The sequence below is a fragment of the Primorskyibacter aestuariivivens genome (assembly GCF_028023675.1).
Taxonomy (GTDB): Bacteria; Pseudomonadota; Alphaproteobacteria; order Rhodobacterales; family Rhodobacteraceae; genus Marinovum; species Marinovum aestuariivivens.
Genome location: NZ_JAQIOZ010000014.1, coordinates 80513 through 93012, shown reverse-complemented (window position 1 = coordinate 93012; position 12500 = coordinate 80513). Strand labels below are relative to the sequence as shown.

General features: G+C 62.6%; 9 protein-coding genes. 2 read left to right on the top strand and 7 right to left on the bottom strand.

The features are described from left to right. Positions 1-77: 77 nt before the first annotated feature. The 3 genes from PGB28_RS14820 to PGB28_RS14810 all read right to left on the bottom strand — a co-directional run bounded on the left by PGB28_RS14820 (position 78) and on the right by PGB28_RS14810 (position 5818). Entirely contained in the window at positions 78-3113 is a 3036-nt protein-coding gene (locus tag PGB28_RS14820) for a DNA translocase FtsK (RefSeq protein ID WP_271422297.1), read from the bottom strand. 12 nt (positions 3114-3125) lie between these two features. After that, positions 3126-4316: an aminotransferase class I/II-fold pyridoxal phosphate-dependent enzyme gene (locus tag PGB28_RS14815; RefSeq protein ID WP_271422296.1), complete on the bottom strand. Its 1191-nt coding sequence runs from the start codon at positions 4314-4316 to the stop codon at positions 3126-3128. A gap of 173 nt (positions 4317-4489) precedes the next feature. After that, positions 4490-5818 (bottom strand): amidase, encoded by a 1329-nt coding sequence (locus PGB28_RS14810; RefSeq protein WP_271422329.1) that lies wholly within the window; start codon positions 5816-5818, stop codon positions 4490-4492. An 85-nt stretch (positions 5819-5903) separates the two neighbouring features. Between PGB28_RS14810 and PGB28_RS14805 the strand changes: the two genes are divergently transcribed. Further along, entirely contained in the window at positions 5904-7130 is a 1227-nt protein-coding gene (locus PGB28_RS14805; RefSeq protein WP_271422295.1) for an FAD-dependent monooxygenase, read from the top strand. Between the two features lie 71 nt (positions 7131-7201). On the opposite strand, the gene zapE is transcribed toward PGB28_RS14805, so the two are convergent. The 3 genes from zapE to PGB28_RS14790 form a co-directional block, all read right to left on the bottom strand. Continuing rightward, complete coding sequence (gene zapE, locus PGB28_RS14800; RefSeq protein ID WP_271422294.1) at positions 7202-8272, bottom strand: cell division protein ZapE; 1071 nt, start codon at positions 8270-8272, stop codon at positions 7202-7204. An 80-nt stretch (positions 8273-8352) separates the two neighbouring features. Further along, the gene (locus tag PGB28_RS14795) at positions 8353-8973 is read right to left on the bottom strand and encodes an HAD family hydrolase (protein ID WP_271422293.1); all 621 of its coding nucleotides are present in this window, start codon (positions 8971-8973) and stop codon (positions 8353-8355) included. Continuing rightward, positions 8970-9971 carry an asparaginase gene (locus PGB28_RS14790; protein WP_271422292.1) on the bottom strand — a complete coding sequence of 334 codons (1002 nt, stop codon included), beginning with the start codon at positions 9969-9971 and terminating at the stop codon, positions 8970-8972. Before PGB28_RS14790 ends, PGB28_RS14795 begins: the two co-directional genes overlap by 4 nt. Positions 9972-10146: 175 nt before the next feature. On the opposite strand from PGB28_RS14790, the gene PGB28_RS14785 reads away from it, so the two are divergent. Continuing rightward, on the top strand, positions 10147-10680 hold the full coding sequence (locus PGB28_RS14785) for an invasion associated locus B family protein (protein WP_271422291.1): 534 nt from the start codon (positions 10147-10149) through the stop codon (positions 10678-10680). Positions 10681-10851: 171 nt separating this feature from the next. Here PGB28_RS14785 and PGB28_RS14780 read toward each other — a convergent pair whose 3' ends face one another. Further along, on the bottom strand, positions 10852-12468 hold the full coding sequence (locus tag PGB28_RS14780) for a Na/Pi cotransporter family protein (RefSeq protein ID WP_271422290.1): 1617 nt from the start codon (positions 12466-12468) through the stop codon (positions 10852-10854). Positions 12469-12500: the final 32 nt, after the last annotated feature.

Genomic DNA, 12500 nt, shown 5'->3' with positions numbered 1-12500 from the left:
GATATGCGATAACAAGAGCGCTTTTGACAGCTAGGCACGCAAAACGCCAAACGCAAACCGTGCTCGCGAAGAATTGCTCATGCCTGTTCGGGCACCAGCACCTCGCGCTTGCCCACATGGTTGGCCGCAGATACGACGCCCTCGTCCTCCATCTGCTCAACAAGGCGCGCGGCTTTGTTATAACCGATGGCCAGTTTGCGCTGGATATAGGAGGTCGAGCATTTGCGATCCTTGATCACGATGCCCACCGCCTGATCGTAAAGCGCATCTTCGCCATTGGTGTTGCCTCCGGTGGACAGTCCCAGCACAGCGTCGATATTCTCGGCCTTTTCGTCATCCGGCCCCTGCACCACTCCGGACACATATGTCGGCGGACCAAAGACCTTGAGGTGGTTGACGATTTCCTCGACCTCTTCATCGGAACAGAACGGCCCATGGCAGCGGGTGATCTTGGCCCCGCCCGCCATATAGAGCATGTCACCCATACCCAAAAGCTGTTCGGCACCTTGTTCGCCCAGAATGGTCCGGCTGTCGATTTTCGACGTGACCTGGAAGGAAATCCGCGTTGGGAAGTTGGCCTTGATCGTGCCGGTGATCACATCGACCGATGGTCGCTGTGTCGCCATGATCAGGTGAATGCCAGACGCCCGCGCCATCTGTGCCAGGCGCTGGATGCAGGCTTCGATCTCCTTGCCTGCCACCATCATCAGGTCGGCCATCTCGTCCACGATCACCACGATGAACGGCATCTTTTCGGGGGCGAATTCCTCGGTCTCGAAAACCGGCTCGCCGGTCTCGTCGTCAAATCCGGTCTGCACGGTGCGCGAGAACATCTCGCCCTTGGACAGCGCATCCTGCACCCGGCTGTTATAGCCGTCGATATTGCGCACGCCCATCTTGGACATCTTGCGGTAGCGCTCTTCCATCTCGCCCACGACCCATTTCAACGCGACAACCGCTTTCTTGGGATCGGTCACAACGGGCGAGAGCAAGTGCGGAATGCCGTCATAAACCGATAGTTCCAGCATCTTGGGGTCGATCATCACCAGCCGCAGCTCATCGGGGCTGAGCTTGTAGAGCAGCGAGAGGATCATGGTGTTGATGGCCACGGATTTACCGGACCCGGTGGTCCCCGCGATCAGCAGGTGAGGCATCTTGGCAAGGTTCGCCACGATCGGCTCGCCACCGATATCCTTGCCCAGCGCCAGCGGCAGAGACCGGTTGCCATCGCCATAATCGCGGCCCGACAGGATTTCGCGGAACGATACCATTTCGCGTTTTTCATTGGGCAGTTCGATCCCGATCACGGACCGGCCCGGCACGGTCGACACCCGCGCCGACAGCGCCGACATGGAGCGCGCGATGTCATCGGCCAACCCGATCACGCGGGACGCCTTGAGACCCGGGGCAGGTTCAAGCTCGTACATGGTGACAACGGGACCGGGGCGGACGCTGACGATTTCGCCTTTGACGCCGTAGTCATCCAGCACGGATTCGAGCATACGCGCGTTTTCTTCCAGCGCCTCGTCGGACAACACGTGACGTTCGATATTGGACGGATCGGCCAACAGAGCGAGCGGCGGCAATTCGTAATCCGTGGCATTATCTTCAAACGCCAGTTGCGGCTGCGCTTCCGCCTCGGCGCGGCGGGATTTCTGCACGGGTTTGCGCACCGGTTGCTGGACCACTTTCTTGGGCTCTGCGACGGGCACTGCTACACGACCAGAGGCGAATGTCGGCGCGGGCGGCACTGTTGCCTCGGCGACGGCCCAATCATCATCGTCCTGGGGCGCAACAAAGCCAGAGCTGTCGTCGTCGATCACCTGATCGTCCGCCACAGGCTGCGTGGTTGGCACGCGCGAGGCCACTGGTGAAATGGTCGGATGCGCCGCAACGCGTGCGGCAGTGAGCGGCGGTTCATCGGTTCGCTGTGGCTGCGCCTGGTCCGCAGTCAGCGGCGGTTCCGCCACGCGGGTGGCCACCGGGTCCACCGAAACTTTCGGCTCTGGCCGGAAAACCAGCGGATCGGGTCCACGCCCGCGCCCCTTGGTCAAGGGCGCCACGCTTTCGACCTGCACCTCGGGACGACGGCGCACCCGATCCTTGATGGCCGAGGAAATCTTGGCCTTGATCCGGTCCTCGCCGGGCATGTCCACGTCGACATCGGGGCCGTGGCTTTCCACCAGTTCCGGATCGGGCAGTTCGGTGGAAATCGGCTCGGAACGGCGAATGAGCGACGGCATCTTGGCCAGAAGCCCGATTTTCTCGGGCTGGGAATGCGGCGGCACTTCTTCTGGCGCGGGCGGCACATAAGCGGCCTGATCGCTGGACCGGATCACGCTGGTCCGGGACGCAGCTTGCTGGGTTTCCGCCCATTCCGCGGCCTCAATGCGTTCCTGTTCGCGCTGCGCGCGGCGCGCAGCCTGCTTTTCCTGCAAGGCCCGTGCAGCCCCAAGCGCCCCCGTCGCACCGCGCCCCAAAAGCGTCATCAGCCAGGCATAGGCCATGATCACGCCGACCAGCAGGAAACGCCCGATAAAGCGCAGTTCCGGCAAGGTGAAGCCGAGAACGAATGCACCAGTGATGAGGATCAAAAGCCCCATGATCAGCGAAGCCGCCTTGACCGTGAGGGTCGACCCCATCGGCAGGGCGGTCAACATCGATCCAAGCACGGTATCGCCAAACAACCCACCAAGTCCAAAACTATGGGTCCAGCTGTCATAAGGCACGAGCGTCGCGGCATAGACCGAGGCCAGTGCAATTGCGATGGGCGCAAAAATCACGCGGCCCATGGCGCGCTCGGACCCCATATGCAGGGCGAACCGCCCGCCCCAGACCAGCAATACGGCGGCCAGCCCCCAGCTGCCCCAGCCGACAATCATGAACAGCGGTGCCGCAATCGACGCCCCCGCGCGGCCCATCCAGTTCTGCACCGGCGCATCGGTGGCCGACATCCAGCTGGGGTCATCCGGCGTGTAAGACGCAATCATCGCCGCCGCCGCCAAACCCAGAAGGATCAGGGCAATGCCGAAAAGCTCTTTGCCCCGCTTTTCAACGGCTGCCTGAGTTGTGCTGTCCAGAAGCGGATCACGCCCGCGCGCCTGAAATGCCATATCGCCTCACCTTCACCTGTACAGACAGTCGCGCAGGCGAATAAGCCCGCGGCGCATGTCCTCTATTGGGGCCACCATGGCGACCCGGATATATCCTTTGCCGGGGTTCTCCCCGTTCACCTCACGCGACAGATAGGCCCCCGGGAGCACCTGCACCCCGGCCTCTGTCCATGTCCTGAGAGCAGCCTTTTCGCCATCCTCAACCGGGAGCCAAAGGAAAAACCCCGCTTCCGGCCCGGCATAGCCCGGCACGTCGCCAAAAATGTCGTCCGCCGCTTTGTATTTCGCCTGATAGAGCGCGCGGTTTTCCTCGACATGCGCCTCATCGGCCCAGATGCGTTCGGCCACCCGTTGCAACGGCAGCGGCAGGGGCGCGCCGGAATAGGCGCGCAACTGCTTGACCCGTTTCATGCTCTCCGGCCCGCCCGCGACAAAGCCAGAGCGCAGCCCCGGCAGGTTCGACCGCTTGGACAGCGAATTGAACAACATCACGCGTTCAGGATCAGCGCCCACCCTGGCGGCGATTTCCAGCGCGCCGGGGGGCGGCGCATCACGGTAAATCTCGGAATAGCATTCATCCGCCAGAATGCGGAAATCGTGTTTTTCGGCCAAGGCGATCAGGTCACGCCAGTAATCCTCATGCGCAATCGCCCCCTGCGGGTTGGCGGGCGAACAGATATAGGCCATGGCCACGCGGTCCAGAACCTCGGCGGGCAGGCTCATGTAATCCGGCAGGTGCCCGGTTTCGGACGTGGCCGGAACAAAGACCGGCTCGGCACCCACTGAAATCGCCGCGATCATGTAGACCTGATAAAACGGGTTGGGGATCAGCACGATTGGATGCCGACCGTCCTTGAGTTCGGGACACAGCGCCATCGCGATGTTGTAAAGCCCTTCGCGTGTCCCATTCAGCGCCATGATCTGCGTTGCCGGGTCCAGCGTCACCCCATAACGGCGCGCGGCCCAGCCGGAAATCGCCTCCAAAAGCTCGGGGGATCCATCATTGGGTGGGTAATTCGCAAACCCGGCCACATTCTGCGCCAGCACATCGCCCACCCAATCCGGGAAAGGATGGCGCGGCTCACCAATGGTCATCCGGTGAAGATCATCCAGATGAGCCTCATTAGGCGCATGGCCGTCCAAAAGCGCCCGCAGACGCGGGAACGCATAGGCCGGTAGGTTCGAAAACCGCTCGGGGAACATCGGGTTACTGCTTTTACTGCCTCAAGGGTCGGGGTCGTTGACGCCCCGTTTGGCCCTAGAATACGCAACTGCACGCCCCCCGTCCAGAAAAAGGCGCGGCTCTTTAGAGACTTGTGGCATTTGGGCAAGGCCGGCGGGCCGGATGTAGGGTGGGCAATCTTGCCCACCGCTCTTCATCCCAGCGCCGCTTCAACCCCCGCGCCAATCCGGAGCAACCGTTCTTCGGCCATTGGCGGCATCAGAACCTGCACCCCGCAAGACGGCACACCGGTCTGCAGGCTGAGCGCGCAGCCTCCCATGAGATTGCCGATCCGGGTATTGCGCAGGGTCAGGAGGTTCTCTGTCACGTAATACGCATCATCGCTCAGCAAACGTTCCATATCCGGCGGCAGATTGGGTGCGCTTGGCGTGAGCACCGCGTCGTAACCTGCCGTTGCTGCATAGTACGCCTTGCGGCAGCGCTCCAAAACCTGCCACGCCGCAATCTGGTCGCAGGCCCGCGCCTCAGCACCGCCCCGGAAACGCTCAAGAATGGGAGGAAACATCTTGTCCGGTGCGGCTTCGATCACGTCTTTCCAAGTGCCGTAAGCCTCGGGCGAATAGAGGATCCGCGACATCGCCATCGCCTCGGCGACCTCTGGCACCTCAACCGCCTCGACCAGTGCTGCGGCCCCGCGCAGCCGGTCAATCGCCGACAGAAACGCCGCGCGCGGCGCATCGCGCAGGTCATCCATGGCGATGGTGTTCAGCACGGCAAAACGCCGCCCGGTCAGGTCATCACCACGCAGATCGACCGGTTTACGCCCTTCGAGCGCGGCCAGCAAAAGCCCGGCATCCTCGACGCTGCGCGCCAACGGACCAACGGTGTCGAAAGAGGCCACAAGCGGCACAACCCCTTCGCAGGACACGCGTCCGGCAGTGGTCTTTAGCCCCACAAGGTCATTCCAGGCCGACGGGATGCGGACCGACCCGCCCGTATCCGAGCCGATCCCCGCCGCTGCAAGGCCAAAGGCGACAGAGGTGGCAGCCCCTGAAGAAGATCCCCCCGGCACAGCCCCTTCACCGTTCACGCAGGGCGGCGTGGCCGTCACCGGGTTCAACCCCAGCCCGGAAAAGGCCAGTTCGCTCATATGCGTCTTGCCCAGACAGACCAGCCCGGCGGCGGTGGCGTTGCGCAGGACCTCGGCGTCGCGCGCAGGCACCCGCCCCTCAAGCAGCGCCGATCCCGCCTCGGTCGCCACGCCCGCCGTGTCGAACAGGTCTTTCCAACTGATCGGAACACCGTCCAGTAGCGAGAGACGATAACCGGTTTTCGCCCGTTCGGAGGCTGCGGCGGCCTCGGACAGGGCGCGCTGCTCGGTCAGCCGCGCATAGATCGTGTCACGATGCTCATGCGCCTTGATCGCGTGCAAATAGGTCTCGGTCAGCGTGACAGGGTCAATCTCCCCCGCACCGATCCCGCGGCCCAGATCCGCCGCGCTCATCCACAGCCACTCCTGCATCCGCTTGTCTCCCAATGTCTTTGGCCCGACGGTAGCGGCAGACAAGCGCATGGACAATCCCGCCACGCCACCCATATTGCGGGCCATGACGTATGACAGCGATCTCCTGATTGTCGGCGGCGGGCTGAACGGCCCGGTGCTGGCGCTGGCCGCCGCGCAGGCGGGCTTTTCCGCCACCGTGATTGACGCACAGAAGGTCGGCGTTCTGTCGTCCGACAATTTCGACGGGCGCGCCTATGCGCTTGCGTTGGCATCGCAGCGGATGCTGGACGCGCTTGGGCTGTGGGACGGGCTGGCCCGGAACGCCCAGCCGATGCTGGACATCAAGGTCACCGACGGTCGCGCGGGCGAAGGTCCATCGCCGTTTTTCCTGCATTTCGATCACAACGAGATCGAGGAAGGCCCGATGGGCTTTATGGTCGAAGACCGCTACCTGCGTCGCGCGCTTCTGGCCGGGATGGAGGCATCATCCGCCATTACCCACCTGCCCGGCGAAACCGTGACGGCGCAAGAGACCGGCCCGGCACAGGCATCCGTGACGCTCGCCTCGGGGCAGGTCCTGACCGGACGGCTGCTGATCGGGTGCGACGGTCGGCAGAGCGGCACGGCACAGCGTGCGGGCATCGGGCGCACCGGCTGGGATTATGGTCAGACCGCGCTGGTCTGCGCCATTGCCCATGAAAAGCCGCATCACGGTGTCGCGCATCAGTTCTTCATGCCGCCCGGACCTTTGGCGATCCTGCCGCTGACCGGCAATCGTTCGTCCATCGTGTGGAGCGAAACCCATGAACAGGCGCGCCGCATCAATGCGCTGAGCGAAGGGGACTACCTTGCCGTGCTGCGCCCCCGCTTCGGCGATTTTCTGGGTGAGATTTCGCTGGCGGGCGAGCGGTTCACCTATCCGCTCAACCTGACGCTGGCACAGAGTTTCACAGGCGAGCGTCTGGCATTGGTGGGCGACGCGGCCCACGGAATGCACCCGATTGCCGGGCAAGGGCTGAATGCGGGGTTCCGCGATATTGCCGCGCTGACCGAGGTTCTGGCCGATGCGGCGCGGCGTGGCGAGGATATTGGCTCGCCTTTGGTGCTGCCGCGCTATGCGGAGTGGCGGCGCTTTGACACCGCCACGCTGGCGGCCGCGACAGATACATTCAACCGACTGTTTTCCAACGACAACCCGCTGCTGCGCATGGGGCGCGACCTCGGGATGGGATTGGTCAATGCGGTGCCGGGCCTGCGCCGGGGCTTCATGCGCGAAGCGGCGGGGCTGAACGGGGATTTGCCAAGGTTGATGCAGGGCAAACCGGTCTGACGGGGCTGGTGGACAAAACTGCCCACCCCACGGGCGTCGTGTAGGGTGGGCAGTTCTGCCCACCATGGCCCTCAATCCGCGCGCCCCCACGCCGCATCCTGCATTTCCCGCAGGCGCGAGGCCGTACGCTCAAACTCAAACGCCCCCGTCCCTTCGACATAGAGCATTTCCGGCTCCGCCGCCGCCGATGCGATCAGCTTCACCTTGGCCTCATAAAGCGCATCCACCAGCGTCACGAAACGCTTGGCCTCGTTGAAATTGCTGCGGCCGAGTTGCGGGATGTCTTCCAGCACCAGCACCCGCGCGGCCTCGGCCAATGCAAGGTAATCGGCTGGTCCAAGCGGCTTGCCGCACAAGTCATAGAACTTCGCCCGCGCCACGCCGTTGTGAAAGGCGGGGATTTCCACCTCGCGCTTATTGACCACCAGCGTCAGCGGCGCGCCTTGCCCACCGGTCAGATGCTCCCAGACCAGCTCGATCTCTTGCCGGGATTTCTCATTCGCCGGGGAAAAAAACACCTGCGCGCCAGATAACCGATCCTGCCGGTAATCACGGGGTGAGATGAGTTCCCAGACCACAAGCTTATCCTTGATCGCCTCGATGAAAGGCAGGAACAGCTGCCGGTTCAGCCCGTCCTTATACAGGTCATCGGGCACGCGGTTGGACGTAGTGACCACCACGACACCCGCTTCGAAAAGGAACTCAAAGAGCCGCCCCACCACCATCGCATCGGTGATATCGGTGATCTGCATTTCATCAAAAGCAAGACAGCGCACCGATTTCGCCACTTCCTTGGCCACCGGGGCCAGCGCATCCTCGACGCCCGATTGCCGCGCGGCGTGCATGCCCTTGTGGATCTCCTGCATGAAGGCATGGAAATGCACCCGACGCACAGGGATATCGGCCATCTGCAAGGTTTCGACAAAGAGATCCATCAGCATGGATTTGCCACGCCCTACCCCGCCCCAAAGATAGAGGCCCTTGGGCGGCTCCGGTGCCTTGCGGAAAAAACCGCGCTTGACCGGCTGGGCCAGCGCCGCGCGGATACGCTCGAATTCCGGCAGGACCGCTTCTTGCGCGTCATCATGGTGCAGGTCGCCAGCGGAAACGCGGGAGGCATATAATTCAGGAAGGGTTTGCATGATTTCCCTTTAACGCGGGCCAGTGCTGTTTTGTAGCGGGTTTACATACCACGCGGCCTTTTGCTCCAGCACGACAGTCATCACGCGGCGTCCTCTGCGCTCAGCATCCCTTCGTCGACCAATCGCCGCGCCAGCCCTTCGGGCCCTTCAAACAGATGCGTCTGCCATCCCCGCGCCTGTGCCACGGCGATATTGTCGGCGCGGTCATCGGTGAAGAAGAGCGCATTCGGGGCCACACCACAGGTGGTTTCAAGCAACTCGTAAATCTGCGCCTCGGGCTTGATGGACCCGATATGCCCGGAGATGTAGCGGTGATCGAACTCCGTCAGGAACGGGTAATGCTGTTTCGCGATCTCAAAGGTCTGCACGCCGAAATTGCTGAGCGCCAGAACCGGAACGCCCCGGGCGCGCAGCCCGCGCATGAGCCGCACGGAATGGTCGATGGCCGGGCTCGCCATCTCGATCCAGTTGTCATGCCACAATTGGATTTCGGGTGCCCAATCAGGGTTTTGCGCCGCCACGCGGGTCACCGCCTCCGAGAAATGATCGCCCCGGTCGACACCGTCATTCATATCGGCCAATGGCACTTCTGCGAACAGGCGCGTGCGGCGCTCTTCACCGATCCGGCTGTCAAAGAACCGTTCCGGGTTCCATTCAATCAACACATTGCCAATGTCAAAAACAACCGCTTCGATGCTCATTGCAACGCCTCCGTGCAGCGGATCAGACCGACTTCAACCTTGCGCCGGTTCAGCACCGACGCATTGACCCGCCGCCGCGTCGACGGGTGATCGGGGTCCAGCGCGCCAAGCCGGACCAGCAACTGCGCAATGACGGCCTCGCTGGCGCGCGTGCTGCCGTCGGCGATCTTGACCGCGATCCCGCGCTTTTGTTCGGGCAGGATCCCAATGAACACGGCCTCGGCCCCGGTCTTGATGGCCACGCCATCCATGGCGCGCATCAACTCGGTGCAGGCGCGTTTTTCTCCGGCAACCAGCTCGGGATGGGTGTGCATTGCCTCGACCAGCTGAGCCGCCGCGCGGCTCATAGTATCGCTGCGCTCGGCGGCGCTGGCAAACCAGGCCATGGCCCGTGCAATCCCGTGCAGGGAGGCCGCGAAATTGGGCGCTGAACAGCCATCGATGCCAAAGCCCGGGCTGGATTCGCCGGTCACGGTTTCAAACGCTTCAAGCACCGATTTTTGCACCGGATGGTCCGGATCGACATAGTCCGGCCCGCCGCCCAGATGCCGGTTCAATGTCAGAAACCCGCAATGTTTGCCCGAGCAATTGTTATGCACCTGACAGGGGCTGGCATCGGACTTGATCAAACCTTCCCGCGCCGCGCGGTCGTCGGGGAATTGCGGCCCACAGCGCAGGTCGTCATCGCTCAGCCCAAGATCCGCAAGCCAGGTCCGTACCCGATCGGTATGGATGGCCGCGCCATTGTGGCTGGCACAGGCCAGTGCAAGCTGTTCGGTCGACAGTGATTTGCCCGCCCCGCTGGTGAGCAGCGGCAGCGCCTGAATCATCTTGACCGAGGAGCGTGGCAGAATCACCGCGTCCGGATCACCCCAGGCCTCGACGATCCCGCCTTGCTCATCGCAGATCACCGCATGGCCGTGATGCAGGCTTTCAAGGATCGGTCCTCGCCATAGCTCGACCAGCGGTGCCGCGTTTTCATGAGGATTCTGAGCCATCATACACCGTTCAAATATTGGCGATTTTCTGCCAACAGACCTTTCGCCCGTCGCAACTTTCAGGCTAGTGTGCTTTTGTCGAGAAGGAAATGGGCGCGCAGGAAAGATCGACCTGCAAAAAAGGGGCCGCGCGCCAAAAGGTATTGAGGCTAAGGACAGCTTGGAGGCTGGACATATGAATTTTCGTTTTGCACGCAGCCTTGCCGCGTCGATCGCGATGGTGGCTGCAACCGCCGTTGTGGCACAGGAACAAAGCACCAATCGCGTGGCTGCGAAAACCGACTGGAGCGTCTTCGTCGAAAACGATCCCAAGGAATGCTGGGGCGTGACGCGCCCCAAGGAGACGGTGAACACCCGCGATGGCCGGGTTGTGGCGGTGCGCCGGGGCGACATTCTTTTGTTTGTCTTCTACCGTCCGGGGGCCGGGGTAACCAATGGTCAGGTGACCTTTACCGGCGGTTATCCCTTTGCCGGCGGATCGACCGTGAACATGAATATCGACGGCACGGAGTTTGAGCTTTTCACAGAAGGCGAATGGGCATGGCCCGCCAGCCCGCAGGACGATGCCAAGATCATCACGGCAATGAAGCGCGGTGCCTCGGCTGTGCTGACGGCGCGGTCTTCGCGCGGGACCCAGACCAAGGATACCTTCTCGCTTCTGGGGTTCACGGCCGCAATCGAGGATGCCGAGAAACGCTGTTCCGGCTGATACCGGCATCTAGCTTAACACCAGTTTCAACGGCGCGGGCCAGGGCACGCGCCTTTTTCATTAAGCGTTTCCAGTTTTCGTTGAAACAAGGCATCGCAATGTCCCGAGAGCGCCGAAGGCGTGGCAGGGTATTGGCGATTCAAGCTAAACTGGAAACGCTCTAGCAGTGACTCAATCCGCCAACGCATCAACCGCTGCCTCGTGCAGTTCTGACGCGGACGGCAGGTTCGAGCTCATGCGCGCGCGATGCACCTCGATGCGCCAAACGTGGTGCGCTGCGCGGTGCAGCCACCGCATGGCGTCCAGCCTGTGAAGCACCTCGGCCTGCGTGGCAGGCACCCTCACCGCCCGTGATATGACACCGTTGCGAAAAACCTGATGTTGACGACGCAACATCCGGCGCAGGCGGTTCAGCCTGTTGGTCCGCGCCTCCGCATCGTCACGTGTCGAAACATCCAGCACAACCCGCCGCAGGACGCCCGCCAACCGTGTCAGGCGCCGGTCATGAGACAAGGCCGCAATGCGCTCTTCCTGGCGCAGCCGGTAGTAGAGCCGGTTAAGATGGTCCAGAGCATGCACAGCTGAAGCCAGCCGCTCCCGGCCTCGCTCCCCGGGCGGGTCCTTTTCGATTTCGTCGATATACTCCTGTACTTCGCGCAATGCCTGAGCGATCTGTTCCAGCCGTTGTACCGCCCCCCGGGCGGGTTTCGTGCGGTTGAGCCGCGATGCGAGATACCGGAAGAGCTCACTGGATATGTCAGTGATCGTGACCGAGACGGCATCCATCGCGGCCTCGGGCACGCGCAGCAATGATCTGTCCAGATGCCCCGTCAGGCGCGGGCCCTTTTCCGGGACGAGTACCGTGACCAGCCGGGCAAACCGTTCGACGAATGGCAGGACAAGTGCAACGCCCAGCACATTGAAACCGGTATGGAAGGCAACCACAAGAACCTGTTCATCCGCGATCTGCCTCCAGCGGGCCGCCAGTTCCGTAAACGGCCCCAAAAGCGCAAAAGCCAAAAGCCCGACCAACAGATTGAACAGCACGTGGCACCAGCCCGTCCTGCGCGTGGCAACGGAGCCGCCCAATGTGGCCAGCATCGCGGTAAAGGTGGTGCCCACATTCATGCCGATCACCATGGCCGCCGCCTGAGGCAGGTTGATGGCCCCCGCCCCCAGCGCCGCCAGCGCCGAGGCCACCCCGGCGCTTGAGGATTGGGTCACCACCGTGACGAGCGCACCGATCAACACCAGTTGCACGCGCCCCCAGAAACCATCGCCCGGAAAGCTGGCGGGAGTGACAACACCTTCCAGCCCGTCCATCGCCTCTCTCATCACGTCGATGCCGATGAATATCAAGCTGAACCCCGCGATGGCCCCACCGACAAGCGCCACCCGCGGACCGCCGAACAAGCGCAGCGTCGCCGCCAGAAAGACAAAGGGCAAAACCGCTTCGCCCAGTTCCAGCTTGAATCCCAGAATCGCAACGAGCCAGCCGGTCACCGTTGTCCCGATATTGGCCCCCAGGATGATGCCAATTGCCTGGGCAAACCCGATAAGCCCGGCACTGACAAAGCCCACTGCAGTCACCGTTGTTGCGCTGGAAGATTGCAGGACCGCCGTCATGGCCGCACCGGTCAGCACCCCCGCCGCCGGGGTCTTGGTAAACCGGCCCAGCACATTGCGCAGAACCGACCCCGCCAGACCGCGCAACCCGTCGGTCAGCAGGATCATCCCAAGCAGGAAAATGCCGACGCCGCCAAGTGCATGAACAATATTACCTGTCATGGCCCCATGATCTGCGTCCCAAGCGCGCCGGG

What these genes read in the sequence shown, in the direction of transcription:
- PGB28_RS14820 (WP_271422297.1), bottom strand. Translation starts at nt 3,113, where the DNA reads ATGGCATTTCAGGCGCGCGGGCGTGATCCGCTTCTGGACAGCACAACT.
- PGB28_RS14815 (WP_271422296.1), bottom strand. Translation starts at nt 4,316, where the DNA reads ATGTTCCCCGAGCGGTTTTCGAACCTACCGGCCTATGCGTTCCCGCGT.
- PGB28_RS14810 (WP_271422329.1), bottom strand. Translation starts at nt 5,818, where the DNA reads ATGCAGGAGTGGCTGTGGATGAGCGCGGCGGATCTGGGCCGCGGGATC.
- PGB28_RS14805 (WP_271422295.1), top strand. Translation starts at nt 5,904, where the DNA reads ATGACGTATGACAGCGATCTCCTGATTGTCGGCGGCGGGCTGAACGGC.
- zapE (WP_271422294.1), bottom strand. Translation starts at nt 8,272, where the DNA reads ATGCAAACCCTTCCTGAATTATATGCCTCCCGCGTTTCCGCTGGCGAC.
- PGB28_RS14795 (WP_271422293.1), bottom strand. Translation starts at nt 8,973, where the DNA reads ATGAGCATCGAAGCGGTTGTTTTTGACATTGGCAATGTGTTGATTGAA.
- PGB28_RS14790 (WP_271422292.1), bottom strand. Translation starts at nt 9,971, where the DNA reads ATGGCTCAGAATCCTCATGAAAACGCGGCACCGCTGGTCGAGCTATGG.
- PGB28_RS14785 (WP_271422291.1), top strand. Translation starts at nt 10,147, where the DNA reads ATGAATTTTCGTTTTGCACGCAGCCTTGCCGCGTCGATCGCGATGGTG.
- PGB28_RS14780 (WP_271422290.1), bottom strand. Translation starts at nt 12,468, where the DNA reads ATGACAGGTAATATTGTTCATGCACTTGGCGGCGTCGGCATTTTCCTG.